This window comes from Rhodocyclus tenuis, from assembly GCF_014197755.1.
Classification (GTDB): domain Bacteria; phylum Pseudomonadota; class Gammaproteobacteria; order Burkholderiales; family Rhodocyclaceae; genus Rhodocyclus; species Rhodocyclus tenuis.
In genome coordinates, this window is the sequence record NZ_JACIGE010000005.1 from 144,607 (window position 1) to 158,360 (window position 13,754).

At 65.8% G+C, this 13,754-nt stretch carries 8 protein-coding genes; 4 read left to right on the top strand and 4 right to left on the bottom strand.

Annotated elements, in window-relative coordinates:
* Positions 1 to 35: 35 nt before the first annotated feature.
* Positions 36 to 2,162: a methionine--tRNA ligase gene (gene metG / locus GGD90_RS08625; protein WP_153116134.1), complete on the bottom strand. Its 2,127-nt coding sequence runs from the start codon at positions 2,160 to 2,162 to the stop codon at positions 36 to 38.
* Between the two features lie 480 nt (positions 2,163 to 2,642).
* Here metG and GGD90_RS08630 point away from each other — a divergent pair, with 480 nt between their 5' ends.
* The 4 genes from GGD90_RS08630 (at position 2,643) to GGD90_RS08645 (ending at position 10,084) form a co-directional block, all read left to right on the top strand.
* Positions 2,643 to 5,798, top strand: a complete 3,156-nt coding sequence (locus GGD90_RS08630) for an EAL domain-containing protein (RefSeq protein WP_153116135.1) — start codon at positions 2,643 to 2,645, stop codon at positions 5,796 to 5,798.
* Positions 5,799 to 5,846: 48 nt separating this feature from the next.
* Positions 5,847 to 6,950 (top strand): iron-sulfur cluster carrier protein ApbC, encoded by a 1,104-nt coding sequence (gene apbC / locus GGD90_RS08635; protein ID WP_153116136.1) that lies wholly within the window; start codon positions 5,847 to 5,849, stop codon positions 6,948 to 6,950.
* 181 nt (positions 6,951 to 7,131) lie between these two features.
* Positions 7,132 to 7,701: a dCTP deaminase gene (dcd, locus tag GGD90_RS08640; protein WP_153116137.1), complete on the top strand. Its 570-nt coding sequence runs from the start codon at positions 7,132 to 7,134 to the stop codon at positions 7,699 to 7,701.
* A gap of 142 nt (positions 7,702 to 7,843) precedes the next feature.
* On the top strand, positions 7,844 to 10,084 hold the full coding sequence (locus GGD90_RS08645) for an arginine/lysine/ornithine decarboxylase (RefSeq protein ID WP_153116138.1): 2,241 nt from the start codon (positions 7,844 to 7,846) through the stop codon (positions 10,082 to 10,084).
* 461 nt (positions 10,085 to 10,545) lie between these two features.
* Here GGD90_RS08645 and GGD90_RS08650 read toward each other — a convergent pair whose 3' ends face one another.
* Genes GGD90_RS08650 through GGD90_RS08660 form a run of 3 tightly spaced genes read right to left on the bottom strand, consistent with a single transcriptional unit; the run spans position 10,546 to position 13,541 of the window.
* Positions 10,546 to 11,127: a dihydrofolate reductase gene (locus GGD90_RS08650; protein WP_322741710.1), complete on the bottom strand. Its 582-nt coding sequence runs from the start codon at positions 11,125 to 11,127 to the stop codon at positions 10,546 to 10,548.
* Complete coding sequence (pgi, locus tag GGD90_RS08655; protein ID WP_153116139.1) at positions 11,124 to 12,743, bottom strand: glucose-6-phosphate isomerase; 1,620 nt, start codon at positions 12,741 to 12,743, stop codon at positions 11,124 to 11,126. Before pgi ends, GGD90_RS08650 begins: the two co-directional genes overlap by 4 nt.
* A gap of 3 nt (positions 12,744 to 12,746) precedes the next feature.
* Positions 12,747 to 13,541: a thymidylate synthase gene (locus GGD90_RS08660; protein WP_153116140.1), complete on the bottom strand. Its 795-nt coding sequence runs from the start codon at positions 13,539 to 13,541 to the stop codon at positions 12,747 to 12,749.
* Positions 13,542 to 13,754: the final 213 nt, after the last annotated feature.

A 13,754-nucleotide genomic window follows, 5' to 3' on the forward strand; every position in this document is an offset into this window, starting at 1 on the left:
TGCGGTGCGGGGGATTCATTGTCATCCCCCGTCGCTTACTTGACGCGCATGCCCGGCTGCGCACCATCGTCGGGCGCGAGCAGGAAGATGCCCGGCGTGTTGCCGTCCGGGTCGGACGCGGCCAGCACCATGCCTTCGGAGAGGCCGAAGCGCATCTTGCGCGGCGCCAGGTTGGCGACCATCACCGTCAGCCGGCCGACCAGTTGCGCCGGGTCGTAGGCCGACTTGATGCCGGCGAAGACCTGACGCGTGCCGAGCGGGCCGAGGTCGAGCGACAGACGGACCAGCTTGTCGGCGCCTTCGACCGGGCCGGCGTCGGCGATGCGCGCGATGCGCAGGTCGACCTTCATGAAGTCGTCGATGGCGATGGTCGGCGTGGCGGCCGGGGCTTCGCTGGCGGGAGTGGTGGCAGGCGCGGCGGTGGTGGCAGATGCAGGTGCGGTCACGGTGGCTTTCTTTTCGGGTTTGGCGGCAGGCGCGTCGCTGGCGGGCGCCAGCGTTTCGCGGTTGGCGGCGACGAGCGCGTCGATCTGCTTCTTGTCGACGCGCGTCATCAGGTGCTGGTAGGGCTTGATTTCATGGCCGGCGGCGAGCGGCTGGCCGACGTCGCTCCAGGCGAAGGGCGCGACATTGAGGAAGTCCTCGACCTTGGCGGCGAGTGCCGGCAGCACGGGCTTCAACAGGATGGTGAGCTGGCGGAAGAGGTTCACCGCGTTGCTGCAGGCGGCGTGCAACTCGCCTTCGCGCTCGGGCTGTTTGGCGAGTTCCCAGGGCTTGACGCTGTCGACGTACTGGTTGGCGGCGTCGGTGAGCGCCATGATCTCGCGCAGCGCCTTGCCGAATTCGCGGGCTTCGTAAAGCTCGGCGATGGCCGGCGCGCGTTCGGCGAGCGCGCGCCACGCGGCGAGCGTTTCGTCACAAGGCGCGAGGCGGCCGCCGAAGCGCTTGGCGATGAAGCCGGCCGAGCGGCTGGCGATGTTCACGAACTTGCCGACCAGATCGGAATTGACGCGCGCGACGAAGTCGTCGAGGTTGAGGTCGATGTCTTCGAGCGAGGCCGACAGCTTGGCGGCGTAGTAATAGCGCAGCCATTCCGGGTCGAGCTTCTGCGCGATATAACTTTCGGCGGTGATGAAGGTGCCGCGCGACTTCGACATCTTGGACCCATCGACGGTGAGGAAGCCGTGCGCGAACACCGAGGTCGGCGTGCGGAAACCTGCGTGCTTCAGTTCCGCCGGCCAGAACAGCGCGTGGAAGTAGAGGATGTCCTTGCCGATGAAGTGGTAGAGCTCGGCGGTTGAATCGGGCTTCCAGAAGGCGTCGAAGTCGATGCCGCGCTTGTTGCAGAGGTTCCTGAACGAGCCCATGTAGCCGATCGGCGCGTCGAGCCAGACGTAGAAGTACTTGCCCGGCGCGTCGGGAATCTCGAAGCCGAAGTACGGCGCGTCGCGCGAGATGTCCCAGTCGGTGAGGCGGTTGTCGCCGGGTTCGCCGAGCCATTCGCGCAGCTTGTTGGCGGCTTCCGGCTGCAGGCGCGCCTCGTTCTGCGTCCACTGGCGCAGGAAGTCCTGGCAGCGCGGGTCGGAGAGGCGGAAGAAGTAGTGTTCGGATTCGCGCAGTTCGGGCGTCGCGCCGGAGATCGCCGAGTACGGGTTTTTCAGCTCGTTCGGCGTGTAGGCGGCGCCGCAGGCTTCGCAGTTGTCGCCGTACTGGTCCTTGGCGTCGCACTTCGGGCATTCGCCCTTGATGAAGCGGTCGGGCAGGAAGATCGACTTCACCGGGTCGAAGAACTGCTCGATGGTGCGCGCGGCGATCAGGCTGTTGGCCTTCAGCCGCGCGTAGATCTCGCCGGCGAAGGCGCGCGTCTCGGCCGAGTGCGTCGTGTGGTAATTGTCGAAGCCGACGTGGAAGCCGGCGAAGTCGCGCATATGCTCGCCGCGTACGCGTTCGACCAATGCTTCCGGCGCGATGCCTTCCTTCTCGGCGCGCAGCATCACCGGCGTGCCGTGCGTGTCGTCGGCACAGACGTACCAGCATTCGTGTCCGCGCATCTTCTGGAAGCGTACCCAGACGTCGGTCTGGATGTATTCGACGAGGTGGCCCAGGTGGATGGCGCCGTTGGCGTAGGGCAGGGCGGAGGTGACGAGAATCTGGCGGGTCATGGGGCGGCCGGGCTGGAGTGTTGACAGATGCGTGGCAGGTGCGTGGGCAGATGCCTTGGCAGGTGCAATGACAATTGCGGCAGGATGGGCGGTGAGGCGTCGCTGCCGCAAGCGTCGCGAAGGGGTCATTCTAACAAACTGGCGGGCGCGACGCCGCCGCGCCATCGCCCGGGCATGCGCCGCTCATGCACGTCGTATGTGAGCGTTTTCTTCTTTGTCACTATGGGCTTGCGGGCTTTTCTTCAAGCGTCTTCGCTTTTGTTGACCGCGTGCCACCGGCTACCTATGATCGCGCCGGTGAACTCATTTCGCACTATTACATTCGTTATACGACGTGCACGGATTCTGTGCCGGGATCGTCCGGCAATAGGGAGCAGTCTCGATGTGCACACAGCCGGCTGATTTCCTGCGCACGGCGAATTGCCTCTGTTCCGGCCGCTGCCGGTGGCCGCGTCGGCTGGCGCGGCTGAGGGGGGCCGGGTGAAAGTTCGCCGACCGCTCTCCCTGCAAAGCCGCATCCTGCTGGCAGCGGCGGCGGTGGTCATCGCCGGGCTGGAGGTGCTGGCGCTGCTGCTGATCTCGCCGCTGCAGCGCGATTTCGAGAAGCTGGCGGCCGAGCGCCTCGAAGGCAGTGCGTCCTTCGCTGCCGCCGATCTCGACAGCAATCTTGCTCTGCATCTGGAAACGCTGAAGCGCGTCGCGGCGTCGATTCCGCCGGCGATCATCGGCAACCCCGCTGCCGTCCAGCGTCAGCTTGAATTCCAGGCGGCGCTGCCGCAGCTCTTTCCGGCCAGCGTCGTCGTCGTCGATCACGACGGCATCTCGATCGCGGCTTTCCCGCACCTGCCGGGCAGCGTCGGCGTCTCGCTCGCCGATCGCGACTACTTCCGTGCCGTCATGGCCGCCGGCGAACCGCTGATTGGCCGGCCGCTGATCGATCCGGTAACGCAGCAGCCGGTGCTGCCCTTTGCCGTTCCTTTCCCCGGTGCCGATGGCCGGCCGGCCGGCGCGCTGGTCGGCATATTGCCGATCACGGCGAATACGATGTTCGGCAGTTTCGACGCGCTGCGTCCGGGCCGCGGCGGGCATTTCGTCGTCGTTTCCCGCGACGCCGAACTGATCGTTGCGGCGACCGACAGCGAACATCTGCTGCAGCCGCTGCCGAAGGCCGGCAGCAACGAACTGTTCGACCGGCGCCTGCGCGAGCGTCGCGAGGAGACCGGTGTCGGGCCCGGGCCGCACGGCGGGAATTGTCTGAGCGCCAGCCGCAACCTGAAGAACGTCGACTGGTTCGTCGTCGCCGGGCAGCCCACCGACGAGGCCTTCGCGCCGATCCGCAACCAGATCGCGTACATCTGGCCGGCGACCATCCTGATGACGATCCTGATCATTCTCGTCATCGGGCTCGTTGTCAGCCGGCAGCTCATTCCGTTGTTCGCGGCGCGTACGGCCATGCGCCGCATGACCGAAGGCGAAATGCCGCTGGCGCCCTTGCCGATCGAACGCAAGGACGAGATCGGCCAGCTGCTGGCAAGTTTCAATACGCTGATCGGCGAGCGCCAGCGTTTCGAGGACGAGTTGCGCCAGCGTGGCCTCTACCTCGCCGCCGTGCTCGACAATTTCCCTTTCCTCGTCTGGTTGAAGGATCGTGACGGTCGCTTTCTTGCCGTCAATGTGCCTTTCGCCCGCGCTGCCGGGCTTTCTCCCGAGGAAATGGTCGGCAAGAACGATTTCGACGTCTGGCCGCGCGAACTCGCCGAGCGTTACCGCGCCGACGATGAGGCGGTGCTGACAAAAGGTGTCGTCAAGAATATCGAGGAGCCGATCGAGCGCGACGGCGGGCGGCAGTGGATCGAGACCTACAAATCGCCGGTGACGCTCGACGGAGAGGTGATCGGTTCGGTCGGCTTCGCGCGCGACATCACCGACCGCCGTCAGGCCATCGAACAGCTGCGGCTGGCGGCACGGGTGTTCGACAACAGCGTCGAGGGCATCGTCGTCACCGACGCCGCCGGCCGCATCCAGACGGTGAACCGGGCGTTTTGCGAGCTCACCGGCTACTCGCCCGAGGAGTGCATCGGTCAGCGTCCCAGCATGCTGCAGTCGGGCGTGCAGGACGATGTTTTCTATCGCGACTTCTGGCAGCGCCTGCTCGAAAGCGGGCGCTGGCAGGGCGAACTGTGGAATCGGCGCAAGAGCGGCGAAATCTATCCCGAGTGGCTGTCGGTGTCGGCGGTCAGCGATGGCGATGGCGTCGTCACGCACTATGTCGGCATCTTCACCGACCTCTCGGAACGCAAGACCGCCGAGCAGAAAATCGAATTCCTTTCGCACTACGACACACTCACCGAGCTGCCCAATCGCCTGCTCGCCGACGACCGCCTGCGCCAGGCGATGGCGCACGCCGAGCGTACGCAGCGCAAGGTGGCTTTGCTGCTGCTCGATCTCGACCATTTCAAGACGATCAACGATTCGCTCGGCCACGAGGTCGCCGATGCGATCCTGCGCGGTGTTGCACGCACGCTGTGCGACTGCGTGCGCGATACGGATACCGTCTGCCGTCAGGGCGGCGACGTCTTTCTGGCGATCCTCACCGACATCGGCGACAACGACGCCATTTCGCGCTTCGCCGAAAAGATCCTCGAACGCACGGCGCAGCCGATGCTGATCGCCGGCAACGAACTGGTGGCCTCGCTCTCGATCGGCGTTGCCGTCTACCCCGACGATGGCCGCAACTTCCATACGCTGCTGACCAAGGCTGAGGCGGCGATGCGCCGCGTCAAGGAAAGCGGACGTGGTGCCTGCCGTTTCTTCGACGAGACGATGAACTCCGACGCGCTCGATCATCTGCAACTGCGCAACGGTCTGCGTCGGGCGCTCGATCGCGGCGGTTTCGTGCTGCACTACCAGCCGCAGATCGATCTGACGAGCGGCGCCGTCAGTGGCGTCGAGGCGCTGCTGCGCTGGCGCGCCGACGATGGCGCGCTGATTCCGCCGGCCCGCTTCATCCCGGTTGCCGAGGAAAGCGGGCTGATCGTGCCGATCGGCGACTGGGTGCTGCGCGAAGCCTGCCGGCAGGCAATGCTCTGGCAACAGGCGGGACTGCCGCCGCTGATGATGGCGGTCAACCTGTCGGCGGTGCAGTTCCGCCGCGGCGATCTGCTGCAGACGGTGATCATCGCGCTGACCGAATCGGGCTTGCCGGCCAGTTGCCTTGAGCTCGAACTGACCGAGTCGCTGCTGATCGCCGACAACGAAAACGTGCTCGCGGTGCTGCGCGCGCTCAAGCAGCTTGGCGTCAAGCTGTCGATCGACGACTTCGGCACCGGCTATTCGAGCCTCGCCTACCTGAAACGCTTTGCCGTCGACCAGTTGAAGATCGACCGTTCCTTCGTGCGTGACCTGCGCAGCGACCCGGAAGACGCCGCCATCGTCCGCGCCATCGCGCAGATGGGACGCAGCCTCGGCCTGCGCACGCTGGCCGAGGGCGTCGAGGATTCGGTGACGGCCAGCCTGCTGTGCACTTGCCAGTGCGATGCGGCGCAAGGCTATTACTTCGCCCGGCCGCTGCCGCCCGAGGAGTTCGTCAGCTTTTTCAGGGCTCGCCAGGAATCGTCGCCGGAAGAACTGGAGTAAAATTCTCGGGTATTATTCTTCCGAATAACCCGAGAGGAGCGGCAATTCATGACAGGCAATCCAGCCATTACCGCAGACGTCGTGCTCGCGGCGCTTGCCGGACTGATCGACCCCGATTTGCAGAAGGACTACGTCGCCGCCAAGGCCGCGAAAAACCTGCGCATCGACGGCGCTAGCGTCGCGCTCGACATCGAGTTGCCGTTCCCGGCGCAGTCGCGTCACGGCGCGATCCGCGCGGCAGTACGCGAGCGCATCGCCGCCATTGCCGGCGTCAGCGATGTCGAGATCGGCGTCAGCACGAAGATCATCGCCCATACCGTTCAGCATGGGCTGAAGCCGCTGCCGGGCGTCAAGAACATCGTCGCCGTCGCTTCGGGCAAGGGCGGCGTCGGCAAGAGCGCCACTGCCGTCAATCTGGCGCTGGCACTGGCCAGCGAGGGGGCGCGTGTCGGCCTGCTCGACGCCGACATCTACGGCCCGTCGCTGCCGCAGATGCTCGGTCTCGCCGGCAGCCAGCCAGAGAGTGTCGACGGCCAGTCGATGGAACCGCTGGAAGCCTTTGGCGTGCAGGTGATGTCGATCGGTTTCCTGATCGAGCCGGATGCGCCGATGGTCTGGCGCGGGCCGATGGTGACGCAGGCGCTCGACCAGTTGCTGCGGCAGACGCGCTGGCACGAGCTCGACTATCTGGTGGTCGACATGCCGCCGGGCACCGGCGACATCCAGCTGACGCTGGCGCAGAAATTCCCGGTCACCGGCGCAGTGATCGTCACCACGCCGCAGGATATCGCGCTGCTCGATGCGCGCAAGGGACTGAAGATGTTCGAGAAGGTCGGCATCCCGATCCTCGGTCTGGTCGAAAACATGAGCATCCATATCTGCTCCAACTGCGGTCACGCCGAGCACATCTTCGGCGAAGGCGGCGGCGGACGCATGGCCGCCGATTTCGACGTCGAACTGCTCGGTTCGCTGCCGCTCGACCGCTCGATCCGCGAACTGGCCGACGCCGGCCGGCCGACGGTGGTTGGTGCGCCGGATTCGAAGGCCGCGGCGATCTACTGCGAGATCGCGCGCCGCGTCGCGGTGAAGGTCGGCGAACGCGCCAAGGACATGAGTTCGCGCTTCCCCAACATCGTCGTGCAGAACACCTGAGGACGCCGGGCGCGGTCGGGAATTTCCCCGCCGCGCCTGGCTTGCGCGCACCTCCGTTGCACGGCTGCCACGCCCGGCGGCGCCCGCCTGCCGGTCGCGTCGGCGTGCGGTCTTCAAGCTCGCACAATCGGCACGCAGACATCGTAGAATGTGCGCCTTTTCCGCCGACGGGTGACGAGCGATGGCAATCAAGAACGACCGATGGATCCGCCGCATGGCCGAGCAGCACGGCATGATCGAGCCTTTCGAGCCGACCATGGTGCGCGAGGTGAATGGCGAGAAGATCGTTTCCTACGGCACTTCGAGCTACGGCTACGATATCCGCTGTGCCGACGAATTCCGCGTATTCACCAACATCAATTCGACCATCGTCGATCCGAAGCACTTCGATCCGCAATCCTTCGTCGAAGTCTCGGGCAAGGGCTACTGCGTCATTCCGCCGAATTCGTTCGCGCTGGCGCGTACCGTCGAGTACTTCCGCATTCCGCGTCAGGTATTGACCATCTGCCTCGGCAAGAGCACCTATGCGCGCTGCGGCATCATCGTGAACGTGACGCCCTTCGAACCCGAGTGGGAAGGCTACGTGACGCTCGAGTTCTCCAATACGACGCCGCTGCCGGCGAAGATTTACGCTGGCGAGGGCTGCGCACAGGTACTGTTCTTCGAGTCCGACGAGGTCTGCGAAACCTCTTACAAGGACCGCGGCGGCAAGTACCAGGGCCAGGTCGGCGTCACCCTGCCGAAGATCTGACGGACACGAACGCCGTCGCGCATCGCCGCTTTCCGCAGGGCCGTCCCAAGGCGGGCAGCGTAATACATCGAGTCCGCGCAACTCGCGGACGAACAGTCATCACCCCCTTCCTCGGGAAGGGGGCAGGGGGGTAGGTACACCAATGCGCTTTCACTTTCCCGTCATCATCATCGATGAAGACTTCCGTTCGGAGAACACCAGCGGACTCGGCATTCGCGCGCTGGCCAAGGCGATCGAGGAAGAAGGCCTGGAGGTGCTCGGCGTCACCAGCTACGGCGACCTGACCTCCTTCGCGCAGCAGCAGAGCCGCGCTTCGGTGTTCATCCTGTCGATCGACGACGAGGAATTCATCTCCGACCGCGCCGACGACACGATCGAGGAACTGCGCGCGTTCGTGAAGGAAATCCGCTTCCGCAACGCCGACATCCCGATTTTCCTGCACGGCGAGACGCGCACTTCGCGCCATATCCCGAACGACGTGCTGCGCGAGCTGCACGGCTTCATCCACATGTTCGAGGACACGCCCGAGTTCATCGCGCGCAACGTCGTGCGCGAGGCGAAGTCCTACCTCGAAGCGCTGCCGCCGCCGTTCTTCCGCGCGCTGACGCACTACGCTGCCGACGGTTCGTATTCGTGGCACTGTCCCGGACACTCGGGCGGCGTCGCTTTCCTGAAGAGTCCGGTTGGCCAGATGTTCCACCAGTTCTTCGGCGAGAACATGCTGCGCGCCGACGTCTGCAACGCCGTCGACGAACTCGGCCAGCTGCTCGACCACACCGGGCCGGTTGCCGCTTCCGAACGCAATGCGGCGCGCATCTTCAACGCCGATCACCTGTTCTTCGTCACCAACGGCACCTCGACCTCGAACAAGATCGTCTGGCACTCGACCGTCGCGCCGGGCGATGTGGTTGTCGTCGACCGCAACTGCCACAAGTCGATCCTGCACGCGATCATCATGACCGGCGCGATTCCGGTCTTCCTGATGCCGACGCGCAACAACTTCGGCATCATCGGTCCGATCCCGAAGGAAGAGTTCCGCTGGGAAAACATCGAGAAGAAGATCGCCGCCAACCCCTTCGCGCGCGACGTCAAGGCCAAGCCGCGCGTGCTGACCATCACGCAGAGCACCTACGACGGCATCCTCTACAACGTCGAGGAAATCAAGGAGCTGCTCGACGGGCGCATCGATTCGCTGCACTTCGACGAAGCCTGGCTGCCGCACGCCACCTTCCACGATTTCTATCGCGGCATGCACGCCATCGGCAAGGACCGCGCGCCCTGCCGTCATTCGATGCTGTTCTCGACGCAGTCAACGCACAAGCTGCTCGCCGGCCTTTCGCAGGCGTCGCAGATCCTCGTGCAGGAGTCGCAGACACGGCAGCTCGACCGCGACTGCTTCAACGAATCCTTCCTGATGCACACCTCGACCAGCCCGCAGTACGCGATCATTGCCTCGTGCGACGTCGCCGCGGCGATGATGGAAGAGCCGGGCGGGCCGGCGCTGGTCGAGGAATCGATCCGCGAGGCGCTCGACTTCCGTCGCGCCATGCGCAAGGTCGACGAGGAGTGGGGCACCGACTGGTGGTTCAAGGTGTGGGGCCCGGACGACCTGTCCGAAGAGGGCGTCAGCGACCGCGAGGACTGGGTGCTCAAGGCCAACGAGCGCTGGCACGGTTTCGGCAATCTGGCGCCGGGCTTCAACATGCTCGACCCGATCAAGGCGACGATCATCACGCCGGGGCTCGACGTTGACGGCGATTTTGCCGACGATTTCGGCATTCCGGCGGCGATCGTCACCAAGTACCTCGCCGAGCACGGCGTCATCGTCGAAAAGACCGGCCTGTACTCGTTCTTCATCATGTTCACCATCGGCATCACCAAGGGCCGCTGGAACACGATGGTCACCGAACTGCAGCAGTTCAAGGACGATTACGACCGCAACCATCCGCTGTGGAAGGTGCTGCCCGAGTTCGTTGCCAAGCACCCGCGCTACGAGCGCATCGGCTTGCGCGACCTGTGCGACCAGATCCACGGCATCTACCGCGCCAACGACATCGCCCGGCTGACCACCGAGATGTACCTCTCGAACATGGAGCCGGCGATGAAGCCGGCCGACGCCTTCGCGCGCATGGCGCACCGCGAGGTCGACCGCACGCCGATCGACGAACTCGAAGGGCGCATCACCAGCATCCTGCTGACGCCGTACCCGCCGGGAATCCCGCTGCTCATTCCGGGCGAGCGCTTCAACGGCACGATCGTCCGCTACCTCAAGTTCGCGCGCGAGTTCAACGAGAAATTCCCCGGCTTCGAGACCGACATCCACGGTCTGGTCAAGGAAGTTGTCGACGGCAAGGCGCAGTATTTCGTGGACTGCGTACGCTGAGGCTGTCGGCAGCGGGCTGAGCGGGCGCGGTCGGCGTACTGAGCCCTTCTCCCGCATTCGCGGTGTGATGTGTCGCGGGCGACGTGTGCTGGTCGGCGTACTGCGCGTGGCGTACCGCGTACGGCGGGCCGGGCGCCGGGCGCTCCTCATGGCTGCACAAATCGTCGCACCCGCCGCCCGGCCCGCCTTGCCGGACTTGGCCGCGTACTGTTACCGCTTCTTCTGCCGTCCGTCTTCTGCCTTTTGCCGGATGCACCGACTTGGCTCGACATGACGGGGGTGGGGCCGGGGCAACGATTTGTGCAGCCATGAGGCGCCCCGGCCCCACCCCCGTCATGCGCTGTGTCCGCGATACCCTTCTCGCAGCTTCTTAAGTCCGCAGGGCAACCCGCAAAACGCAGTTTTCCCTGCGGCTTCGTCGCGCCGCGAGCCGCGCGGAACGCTTTGCCGCGCTCAGCGGCTCAGCGTGCCTCGGCGATGCGCTGGTAGCTGACGAAGTCGAAAGCCGGCTCGCCGCGGCTGCTTTCCTCTCGTCCGATTTCCTGCCATTCGTCGGCGGCGACTGGCGGGAAGAAGGCATCGCCATCGGCGTCGGCCGCCACCTCGGTGAGCACCAGCCGCTGTGCCAGCGGCAGCGCCTGCCGGTAGAGTTCGGCGCCGCCGATGACAAATATCTCACCAGCGCCGGCAATCGCCAGCGCGTCGGGCAGCGAATGGACGACGCTGGCGCCTTCGGCGGCAAAGCCTTGGTCGCGCGTGAGTACGACGTTGTGCCGGCCGGGCAAGGGGCGGAAAGCCGGCGGCAGCGATTCCCAGGTACGCCTGCCCATGATCACAGTGCGCCCGCGCGTCGTCGCGCGGAAGTGGCGCAGATCTTCCGGCAGATGCCAGAGCAGGCCGTTGTCACGGCCGATGGCGCCGTTTTTCGCGACGACGGCGATCAGCGTCAGCACCTGCTCCCCGGTTTGCGGCTCCGCTCGTGGCTTCGCTGTGACCTGCGGCAAGACCTTGTCGGCGGCGCCTGCCGCCGCGTTCTGGCTCACAGATGCCGCGCGCGCACGGCGCGGCAATGCGCGATCAGGCCGCCGGTCGATGAGTCGCTGCCGGCCGGCAGCGCGCCGCCTTCGATCGCCGGCAGCAGACGCTGCGCGAGCTTCTTGCCGAGTTCGACACCCCACTGGTCGAAAGGGTTGATTCCCCAGATGACGCCCTGCGCCAGCGTCTTGTGCTCGTAGGCGGCGAGCAGCAGGCCGAGATGGTAGGGGTCGAGCCGTGGCAGGACGAAGGTCGACGACGGCTGGTTGCCCGGGCAGCGGCGGTAGGCCGGTTCGGCGTCCGGGTTGCCGAAGGCGAGCGCTTCCGACTGCGCGAAGCAGTTGGCGAGCAGGCGTTCGTGATGGTCGGGCAGCGGGTAGTCGCTTTCGGCGATGGCGATGAAGTCGACCGGCAGCAGGCGACCGCCCTGATGCAGCAGCTGGAACCACGCGTGTTGTGCGTTGGTGCCGGCGTTGCCCCATAGTACCGGTGCGGCCGGGCGCGCCAGCGGCTCGCCGTCGCGGCCGATGCTCTTGCCGTTGCTCTCCATTTCCAGCTGCTGCAGGTAGTCCGGCAGCAGACGCAGCGACTGGCTGTAGGGGACCAGCGCGTAGGCGCCGGCGCCGCGCACGCTGCTGTTCCAGACGCCGAGCAGCGCCATCATGAGCGGCAGGTTCTGCCGCGTCGGTGCGCTGCGGAAGTGTTCGTCCATGGCGGCGGCGCCGTCGAGCAGGCGTTCGAAAGCGTCCATGCCGATGGCCAGCGCCAGCGGCAGGCCGACCGCCGACCACAGCGAGAAGCGGCCGCCGACCCAGTCGGCAAAACCGAAGATCATCTCCGGATTGACGCCGAAGTCGATCGCCGTCTGCGGGCTGGCGCTTACCGCGACAAACTGCCGCGCCAGCGCCAGCTGGCGCAGCTTGGGGTTGTCGCCGGTGGCGTCGGCGTTGGCCAGCAGCCATTCGCGCGCGGTGGCGGCGTTGGTCAGCGTCTCGATGGTGGTGAAGGTCTTGCTGGCAACGATGAACAGCGTCGTGCGCGGATCGAGCGCTTCGAGCGTCGGTGCGATGTCGGCGGCGTCGAGGTTGGCGACGTAGTGGATGGCGAGCGTCGGGTGGCCGATGGCGTTGAGCGCGGCAGTGACCATGCGCGGGCCGAGGTCGGAGCCGCCGATGCCGAGATTGACGACGGTGCGGATCGGCTCGCCGCTGTAGCCGCGCCACTGGCCGCTGCGTACCGCTTCGCAGAACTTGCGCATGCGCGCGCGCGTCGCGCGCACTTCCGGGATGACGTCGACGCCGTCGACCAGCACCGGCGCGTCGCCACGCTGGCGTAGCGCGACGTGCAGCACGGCGCGGCCTTCGCTTTCATTGATCTTCTCGCCAGCGAACATGCGCTCGCGCCAGCCGGCAACGTCGGCGGCCTGCGCCAGATTGTCGAGCAGTACCAGCGTTTCGTCGGTGACCCACTGTTTCGAGTAATCGAAAAGCAACTCGCCGACGTGCAGCGAATGGCGCGAAAAACGCGTTGCATCGGCGGCGAACAGGTCGCGCAGGCTTTGTCCACGCAGCGCTTGCGCGTGGGCGTCGAGTGCCTGCCAGGCGGCAGCGAGGGGTGGGTTCATGGTTTAGACGGCGACCGGCGCCGGGATGTGGGGATGCGGATCGTAGGCTTCGAGCGTGAAATCCTCGAAGCGGAAGGCGAACAAGTCAGTCACCGCCGGGTTCAGGCGCATCAATGGCAGCGCGCGCGGCGTGCGCGACAGCTGCAGTTGCGCCTGTTCGAGGTGGTTGCTGTAGAGGTGCGCGTCGCCGAAGGTGTGCACGAAATCGCCCGGCCGGTAGCCGCAGACCTGCGCCAGCATCAGCGTCAGCAGCGCGTACGAGGCGATGTTGAAGGGAACGCCGAGGAAGATGTCGGCGCTGCGCTGGTAGAGCTGGCACGACAGGCGGCCGTCGGCGACGTAGAACTGCACCAGCGCGTGGCAGGGCGGCAGCGCCATGCGTTCGACGTCGGCCGGGTTCCAGGCGCTGACGATGTGCCGGCGCGAGTCCGGGTTGTTTTTCAGGCTGGCGACGAGTTGCGCGATCTGGTCGATTTCGCGCCCGTCGGGCGTCTGCCAGTGGCGCCACTGGTGGCCGTACACCGGACCGAGCTCGCCGTCGGCGTCGGCCCATTCGTCCCAGATGCGCACGCCGTTCTCGCGCAGGTAGGCGATATTGGTTTCGCCGCGCAGGAACCACAGCAGTTCGTGGATGATCGAGCGCAGGTGCAACTTCTTGGTCGTCAGTACGGGGAAGCCGGCGGCGAGGTCGAAACGCATTTGCCAGCCGAAAACCGAGCGCGTACCGGTGCCGGTGCGGTCGCCCTTGGTCGCGCCGTGGTCGATGACGTGGCGCATCAGGTCGAGATACTGCTGCATGCGGGGAAGTAGATTCGTCGGGATAAGGCGGTCGATTGTAAATCGGATTCACCGGCGCCAGCGCATGCACGCTCAAGAACACGCCGGGCCGCTTGTCTGCCCGGCCGCAGCGCGCTGTTGCATGCCCGCCGGCCGGATGAGCGAGGCAGCCGCGTATCCCCGGTAATGCGTATTGCGAGGCGGGGACCAGCGTTTATACTCATGCGCTCAGCA